10 protein-coding genes are annotated in these 7,107 nt (G+C 70.2%); all 10 read left to right on the top strand.

Annotated features, from left to right (window positions below; translation table 11 throughout):
- The first annotated feature begins 377 nt into the window (after nt 1-377).
- From Tchar_RS06240 to Tchar_RS06200, 10 genes are read left to right on the top strand one after another with little or no spacing between them, the layout of a single operon-like run.
- Entirely contained in the window at nt 378-1,331 is a 954-nt protein-coding gene (locus tag Tchar_RS06240; RefSeq protein WP_132963586.1) for an HK97 family phage prohead protease, read from the top strand.
- A gap of 13 nt (nt 1,332-1,344) precedes the next feature.
- The gene (locus tag Tchar_RS06235) at nt 1,345-1,716 is read left to right on the top strand and encodes a head decoration protein (protein WP_132963587.1); all 372 of its coding nucleotides are present in this window, start codon (nt 1,345-1,347) and stop codon (nt 1,714-1,716) included.
- A gap of 13 nt (nt 1,717-1,729) precedes the next feature.
- Complete coding sequence (locus tag Tchar_RS06230) at nt 1,730-2,710, top strand: major capsid protein (protein WP_132963588.1); 981 nt, start codon at nt 1,730-1,732, stop codon at nt 2,708-2,710.
- An 11-nt stretch (nt 2,711-2,721) separates the two neighbouring features.
- Entirely contained in the window at nt 2,722-2,898 is a 177-nt protein-coding gene (locus Tchar_RS13730; RefSeq protein WP_161595463.1) for a DUF7302 family protein, read from the top strand.
- A 6-nt stretch (nt 2,899-2,904) separates the two neighbouring features.
- The gene (locus Tchar_RS06225) at nt 2,905-3,339 is read left to right on the top strand and encodes a DUF1320 domain-containing protein (RefSeq protein WP_143897633.1); all 435 of its coding nucleotides are present in this window, start codon (nt 2,905-2,907) and stop codon (nt 3,337-3,339) included.
- The gene (locus Tchar_RS06220; RefSeq protein WP_132963590.1) at nt 3,336-3,845 is read left to right on the top strand and encodes a phage virion morphogenesis protein; all 510 of its coding nucleotides are present in this window, start codon (nt 3,336-3,338) and stop codon (nt 3,843-3,845) included. The genes Tchar_RS06225 and Tchar_RS06220 overlap by 4 nt, the downstream gene beginning before the upstream one ends.
- Nucleotides 3,845-4,408: a hypothetical protein gene (locus Tchar_RS06215; protein ID WP_161595462.1), complete on the top strand. Its 564-nt coding sequence runs from the start codon at nt 3,845-3,847 to the stop codon at nt 4,406-4,408. The genes Tchar_RS06220 and Tchar_RS06215 overlap by 1 nt, the downstream gene beginning before the upstream one ends.
- The gene (locus Tchar_RS06210; RefSeq protein ID WP_144328198.1) at nt 4,405-4,959 is read left to right on the top strand and encodes a phage baseplate assembly protein V; all 555 of its coding nucleotides are present in this window, start codon (nt 4,405-4,407) and stop codon (nt 4,957-4,959) included. Before Tchar_RS06215 ends, Tchar_RS06210 begins: the two co-directional genes overlap by 4 nt.
- The gene (locus Tchar_RS06205) at nt 4,950-5,894 is read left to right on the top strand and encodes a baseplate assembly protein (RefSeq protein ID WP_144328197.1); all 945 of its coding nucleotides are present in this window, start codon (nt 4,950-4,952) and stop codon (nt 5,892-5,894) included. Before Tchar_RS06210 ends, Tchar_RS06205 begins: the two co-directional genes overlap by 10 nt.
- Nucleotides 5,887-7,104 (top strand): phage tail protein, encoded by a 1,218-nt coding sequence (locus Tchar_RS06200; RefSeq protein ID WP_144328196.1) that lies wholly within the window; start codon nt 5,887-5,889, stop codon nt 7,102-7,104. Before Tchar_RS06205 ends, Tchar_RS06200 begins: the two co-directional genes overlap by 8 nt.
- The last annotated feature ends 3 nt before the right edge of the window (nt 7,105-7,107 follow it).

Below are 7,107 nucleotides of genomic sequence, written 5' to 3'. Positions count from 1 at the left end.
CGATCCTGCTCCAGCCACCCCCAGCGCCGTCGATGACAAGACGCTCAATGCGCGGGTGGATGACATCCTCAAAGCGCGCCAAGTCAAACAGCCATGGTGTCCCGGCCCTGAGCACCCCTGGCGTCGTCTCTTCAGCGCTCCGCCCTCATGGGCTGGCCCATGGGCCAGCCCATGAGGACATACCTTCGGCGTCAAACCGGACATTTCTAACTTGCTCAGAGGGCGGACATTTCTACTTTGCCTTGACAGCTGCAAGACGGGCGCGACTACGCATTGCGCTGAGCTGCGGCAGCAAGCCAGATGCGCCGCGACGCGATCGCTGCCGACGAACCCGTTCACGCCGACAAACCGGCACCCGCTCGCCACCATCGGCGAGCATGGATGCATACCAACGCCTGCACACCCTGACGTTTGCCGTCCGGCCCGCCGAAAAGCCGACCGAGGACGGCCCGCTGCGCTTCGAGGGCGTGGCCTACTCCGGCGGCGTGGTGCCGGCCTACGGCTGGCACGGCGACGTGGTGATCGACCTCGCTGGCCTGAAGAACGCCGACGGCGAGGAGCTGCCGGTGCTGGTCGATCACCAGGCCAGCGTCGGCGCCATCGCGGGCAAGGGGCGCATCTATCGCTTCCGCCAGCCTGACGGCGCTCAGGGCCTGCGCATCGAAGGCGAGGTGCTCTCGGCCACCGACGCCGGCCGGCAGATCGCGGCGCTCTTGCAGGCCGACTTCCCGCTGCAGATGTCGGTGGGCATGAATGCCAACTTCCGCGAGGTCACCGAGCCGCTCGTGGTCAACGGCCGCGAAGTGCGCGTCTCGGGCGTCTTCGAGCAGCCGCACATCCGTGAAGTGTCTTTCGTGCCGGTTGGCGCGGACCCGGCCACGTCGGCCGCGGCGCTGCGCTTTGCCTTCGACCCCGTTTCTCAACCCAGCCCAGCAAAGGAGCAAGCCACCATGTCTCGCACTGCCGAAGACGAAGCCCTGATTGCAGGGCTGCAAGAGCAGGTCAAGAACCTGCAGGCCGAGCTGGAGCGCGCGCGCACGGAGCGCCGCGTCGAAAGCCTCTCGGCCCTGTTTGAAGAGGTGGGCCGCGACGCGCCGCAAGGCGACGCGATCAAGCCATACCTGGAGATGAGCGACGCGGCCTTCGCCGCGTTCGCCGCCGACCTGCGGGCGGTGGCCAAGCGGCCGCAGGCCAACCCGGCGCTGTTTTCGTCGCAGGCGCTCAGCCGCGCCGCCTCGACGGTCCAGGATGAGCCGCAAGACCGCCTCAAGGCGCTGCTGGCCGCTGTGGATCGCGTCAGCGCCAGCGCGCAGACCGTGAACAACATCTGATAGGAGCATCGCCATGCCGACCATGACCAAGACCATCGGTGACTTCCTGAAGTACGAAGCCCCGCACGGCTACAGCCGCGAAGATGTGACTGTGGCCTCCGGCCAGACGCTGGTGCCGGGCCAGGTGGTTGGCCGCATCACGGCCAGCGGCAAGATCGCCGCCTTCAACCCAGCCGCCTCCGACGGCACGCAAAACGCCGTTGGCATCGCCTTCGACGCCGTGGATGCCACCAGCGGCGACAAGCCCGGCGTGATCATCGCGCGCCACGCCATCGTGGTGGACCGCGACAACCTCGTTTTCGCCGGCAGCCCCACCAACGCGCAAAAGGATGCGGCGGTGGCGCAACTGAAAGCGCTGGGCATCCTGGCCCGCAAGACTGTCTGACCTGGAGGGCAACATGAACATCAATGATTTCACCGTCGGCGAGCTGACCGCTGCCATCAACAAAATCCCGCGCCGCTGGGGCCGCATCGGCGAACTGGGCATCTTCAGCAGCCGCCCGCTGGCTACGCGCGACGTGGTGATCGAAGAGCAGTCCTCAGGTCTGGCACTGCTGCCCGATCACGAGTGGGGCGGCGAAGGCACCAAGGCGGGCGCCTCCACCCGCCGCACGCTGTCCTTCCGCATCAAGCAGACGGTGCACGAGGACTTCCTGCACCCGTCTGACGTGATGGGCATCCGCGCGTTCGGACAGGACGCCGGCATGTCTTCCGTGAACGACGGTATCGCGCTGAAGCTGCAGCGCATGCGCGCCAAGCACGACCAGACGCTTGAGTGGAAGCGCTTCAGCGCCATCAAGGGCGTGGTGACGGATGGCGCCGGGACCGTGCTCTACGACCTCTATCAGCACTTTGGAGTGACGCAAGCCAGCGTCGATTTCACGCTCGGCACCAGCACCACGAACATTCGCGCCAAGTGTGAGGCCGTTGTCAACCAGATTGAAGACAACCTCATGGGCGACACGATGACCGGCGTGCGCGTGTTCGTCTCGCCCGAGTTCTGGCACAAGCTGGTGGCGCATCCGGCCGTGGTGGACTACATCAAGAACACCCCCAGCGCCCGCGCGTTCATGCAGTCCTCTTTCAACGAGATCGAGGTCTTCGGCGTGGTGTTCGAGCAGTACCGCGCCAGCGTCAACGGCCAGCGCTTCATCGCCGCCAACGAAGGCCATGCGATCCCTGTTGGCACGACCGACACGTTCGCCACCTACTTCGCCCCGGCGGACTTCAACGAGACCGTCAACACCGTGGCGTTGCCGTTCTACGCCAAGACCTGGCCGCAGGAAGGCGACCGCGGCTACGTGCTGCACACGCAGAGCAACAGCCTGCCGCTGTGCCACCAGCCGGCCGCGCTGGTCAAGGTCTTCACCAGCAACTGATGGGAGCCGTCATGCGTGTGCTGATCCTGCAGCAGGCGGTTCTGGCCGGGCAGATGCTCGTCCCCGGCGTCGTGGTCGATGTGGACGACGCTACTGCCGCCTGGCTGATCGAGGCGGGAGCCGCGCAGGCGCTGGATCAGCCTGCGCCTGAGTCGCAGCCGCGCAAGCGCGCCAAGACGCAGGAGTGACGCGCCATGCCGATCCTCACCAGAGCGGAGCTGGAAGCGCGCATCGGCTCGGACGACATCGTGCGTCTGGCCGACCGCGACGCTCCGGCTGGCGAGGATGCGGGCGCGGTGCAGGCTGCGATCGACGACGCCGAGCACGAGGTGCTGGCCTACGTGCGCAAGGCAACGTCCGCGCCGATCCCTGATCCGGCCCCGCCGGTGCTCAAGCGCCTGGTGGCCGTGATCGCGCGCTACAACCTGTGGCGGCGCGACGTGCCGGTGGAGCACCCGGCCTATGTCGCCTACAAGGACGCCATCCGCGAGCTGCAGGCGATTGCCGCAGGCCAGGTGGCGCTGCCGTTCGATGATGGCGGATCGCCTGTGGTGAGCCTGGGCGCTGGCATCGGCTGGGCGCCGCCGCGCGTCATGACGGACGCTGCACTGGCGGGGATGGGGCCATGATCACCGTCACCCTCGACGACCGGGCGCTGAAGGTCGCCATCGATGGGCTGCAGGGGCGCATCGCCAACATGCGCCCGGCGCTGGCGGCGGCCGCGCAGGTGCTGCGCGAGGCGGCCATGCAGGCGTTCGACGAGAGCCGCTCGCCTGACGGCAAGGCATGGCCGCGCCTGAAGCCCGCCAGCATCGTCTCGCGCGCGCGGCGGCACTCGCCCAAGGGCTACGTCAAGAACCGCGCACGCACGCTGGCGCGCTTTGCCGACGCCAAGCCGCTGCTGGACACCGGCCAGCTGCGCAACAGCATCCAGGTGTACAGCGTCACCGACACCGAGGCCGTGGTCGGCACCAAGCTGCCGCACGCGGCCATTCACCAGTTCGGGGGCCGGGCCGGGCGCGGGCGGCGCGTCAGCATCCCGGCGCGGCCATTCCTTGGGCTGTCTGAGCAGGCCAAGAGCGAGATCGAGGACATCATCCGCCGCCACGTCGCAGGCGGTGTGGGGGGCGCGTGATGCCAATCCTCGCCGCCCTCGCCTCCCTCAAAGACCGCATCGCCGCGGCCGTGCCGGGCGCGGCCGTGGTGGCCGTGCACGCCGAAGACCTCTCCGGACGCAAGGTCAGCGAGTGGCGCATCAAGCTGCCCGGCATCTACGTCACCTGCGAAGGCGTTGATGTCAAGGCCCGCGAGGCCACGCTGCGCTTGCGCGTCTACGTGCTGGCGCGGCTCGCTGACCTGCGCCGGGTGCCCGCCGAGGCGGGCTGGGCGATGGCCGAGGTGGCGCTGGCGGTGGTGGCCGCCGACCCGCTGGTGACCGATGCGCGCCTCATCTACCGCGACGAGGCGGGGCTGGATCAGCCCGGCATCGGCCTGTGGGAGATCGAGGCCAGCCGGCGCTACGAGCTTGCGCCCGTCGATCCGGCGGCGCTGCCATCGTGCCTGCTGCACCAGCGCTACGAGGCGCTGTATTCGAGCTGGGCGCCGTGGATCGGCGCGGCCCACGAGCCCCAATACGAACGTGTTCAGGGCGACGCGCCCAGCGTGGGCGAGCAGGATATCGGCGAGCTGCTGCCATGACTATCACGCCTGACACCCTCACGCTGGAGGCCGCCGACTGGGGCCGCGGCGGCGCGGTGCGGCTTGGCACCGTGACCGACTTCGACGCGCAGCGCTGCCGCGCGCGCGTGCGCATCGCGGGCGAAGGCGAGACGTCCGTGCGCACCGGCTGGCTGCCGTGGGCGACATGGGCGGCCGGCCATCTGCGCGTGTGGCAGGCGCCCGCCATCGGCGAGCAGTGCCTGGTGCTGGCGCCATCGGGCGACATGGCGCAGGCGGTGGCGCTGCCGGCGGTTTTTCAGCAGCAGCGGCCTGGCTTTGCCGCGCCGTCAGACAAGCCGGAGCACACGCTTCTGGCCTGGGACGATGGCGGCTACATTCGCTACGAGCGCGACACGCACCGGCTGATCCTGCACGCCTCGTGCGTGGTGCGCATCGAGGGGGACTTATTGGTCACCGGCGATGTGTATGCCGGAGGCGTGAGCTTGCGCAAGCATCGGCACACTGGCGTGCGCCGCGGCGATAGCACAAGCGACGGCCCGACGGGCGGGGAGGCGCCGGCATGTCAGTGATCGACCTGTCGCGCCTGCCCGCGCCTGCCGTCGTCGAGACGCTGGACTTCGAGGCCATCCTGTCCGCGCTCAAGGCCGACCTAACGGCGCGCGCGCCGGAACTGGCGCCCGTGCTGGCGCTGGAGTCCGAGCCGCTGGTCAAGTTGCTAGAGGTGGCCGCGTGGCGCGAGACGGTGCTGCGCCAGCGGGTCAACGACGCAACCAAGGCCGTGATGCTGCCGTGGGCCACCGGCGCCGACCTCGACAACCTGGCCGCCCGCTACGACCTTGCCCGCCTGCCGGGCGAGGATGATGAGCGGTTCCGCCGCCGCGTGCTCATCGGCTACCACGCGCTGTCGGCGGCTGGCAGCCGCCAGAGTTGGATGCTGCGCGCGCTGTCGGTCTCGACCGACATCCGTCAGGTGGACGTGTGGGCGGATCGGCCGGGGCGCGCCAAGATCGCTGTGCTTGCGCGCGTGGCGGCCCCGCTGCATGCCGTGACCGCCGAGCAGGCCGCCATCGGCGAGGCGCTCTTTGGCCGCCACCCGCAGCACGACGCAGCCACGCCCATGCGCTGGCGCGCGGCGACGGCAGCGGACGCCATCGTCGCGCAGGTGGCCGCCGCGCTGCTCGCGGAGGACGTGCGCCCGCTGTCGGTGGAGGTGGACGTGACGACCGCCACCGTCAAGCCGGTGACGGTGACTGCCACGCTGATCCACCCGCCAGGGCCGGACGGCGCGCTGCTGGCGGCTCAGGCGCGCGCACGGCTCATGGCGCTGGCCGCGCAGATGCGCTTCCGCGTGGATCTGACGCGCGCGCAGATCACCGCTGCGCTCATGGGCGACGGTGTGCGCGATGTGATCCTGACGCAGCCGACGGCGGATGTGTCCGTGGGGCAAGGCGAGATCGCCGCCATCACTGCCGTGACGATCACCACGGAGGCGCGTCATGACTGAGCGCGCCGACCTGCTGCCGCTGGCCGCCACCGGGACCGAGCGCGCCATCAGCCGAGCCATCGGCCCCTGGACGCCCGGCGCGGAGGTGCTCTCCACGCTGGCCGACCCGCAGCGCATCCCGGCCGCGCTGCTGCCGCACCTGGGCGCGGGCGAGGACCTGCCGCCCGTGTGGCCGGCGGATGAGGCCGGCCGGCGCGCCCTGATCCAGTACAGCCCACGGCTGCACGCGCTCATCGGCACCCCGAAGGGCCTGCGCGAGCTGGCAAGGCTGGCCGGTGCGCGCATCGCCCGGCTGGAGATGCCGCCCGCGAAAACCTTCCTCGGCTTCTGGGACGAGGCGAGCCGCCGCCAGTGGCTGGATGCACACCCGCAGATGCGCATCCGCACGCAGCGCCAGCGCAGCGCCAGCGAGGGCCTGATGCTGGGCCGCGCCTTCGTCGGCCATCCGTCAGAGCCGCCAACGCGCACTGCCGCGATGGCGCGCTCAGCGATCGAGGCCGAGATTGTCTGGCCCGATGGGCGCACGGAGGCGCTCACCAGCCACGGCTGGACGACGCTGGACAGCGAGGCCAGCGGCACCGTGGACCTGGCGCGCCGCGCCGTGGCCGTGGGGCAGGTGATCGGCGATCCGCTAGCCGGTCAGGTCAGCCGCGCCGATGCGAGCGCCAGGCTGTGGCGCATCGCGCGCGTCGCCTACCGCGAGCGCGTGCACCTGCTGACGCTGCGCCAGACCGCACCGTCGCTGTCGCCGCTGTCGCCGGACGTGGAGCTGGTGGCCGAGCGGGCACAGCGCGCGGGCGTGCTCGCATTCGGCGCGACGCTGGGTGGCGCGCACACCGTGCGCTCGGACGCCACGGCGCGGCTGTACCACCGCATCCGGCTGCACGATCCTGACGTGGCCGCGCGCCCGAAGCACGGGCCGACCTATCTGGGCTTTACGCGCCTGACTAGCCCGCCGTTCGTGGCGCTGGCGCACGTGCGTATGCCGCCCAGGCGGCTGCCGATGGCCATTGCCTCCACCGCCATGCGTGCGGCGCTGTCGATGGGCGACGCACGCGAGCGTATCGCGCCGGTGCTGGATGCCATGGACTGGGCGCGCGCCGTGCACGACAAGGTGCTGGTGCGCACCCGGCTGCATGCCCGCGCGCGCGCCTCCCGCATCCACAAGGCTGGCGCTGTGCTGGCCGGACAAATCACCATCAGGAGCTGATCT

The organism is Tepidimonas charontis (genome assembly GCF_007556685.1).
Lineage (GTDB): Bacteria > Pseudomonadota > Gammaproteobacteria > Burkholderiales > Burkholderiaceae_C > Tepidimonas > Tepidimonas charontis.
The sequence above is the reverse complement of the archived record's forward strand: the minus strand, read 5'-3'. Positions and strand labels throughout refer to the sequence as shown.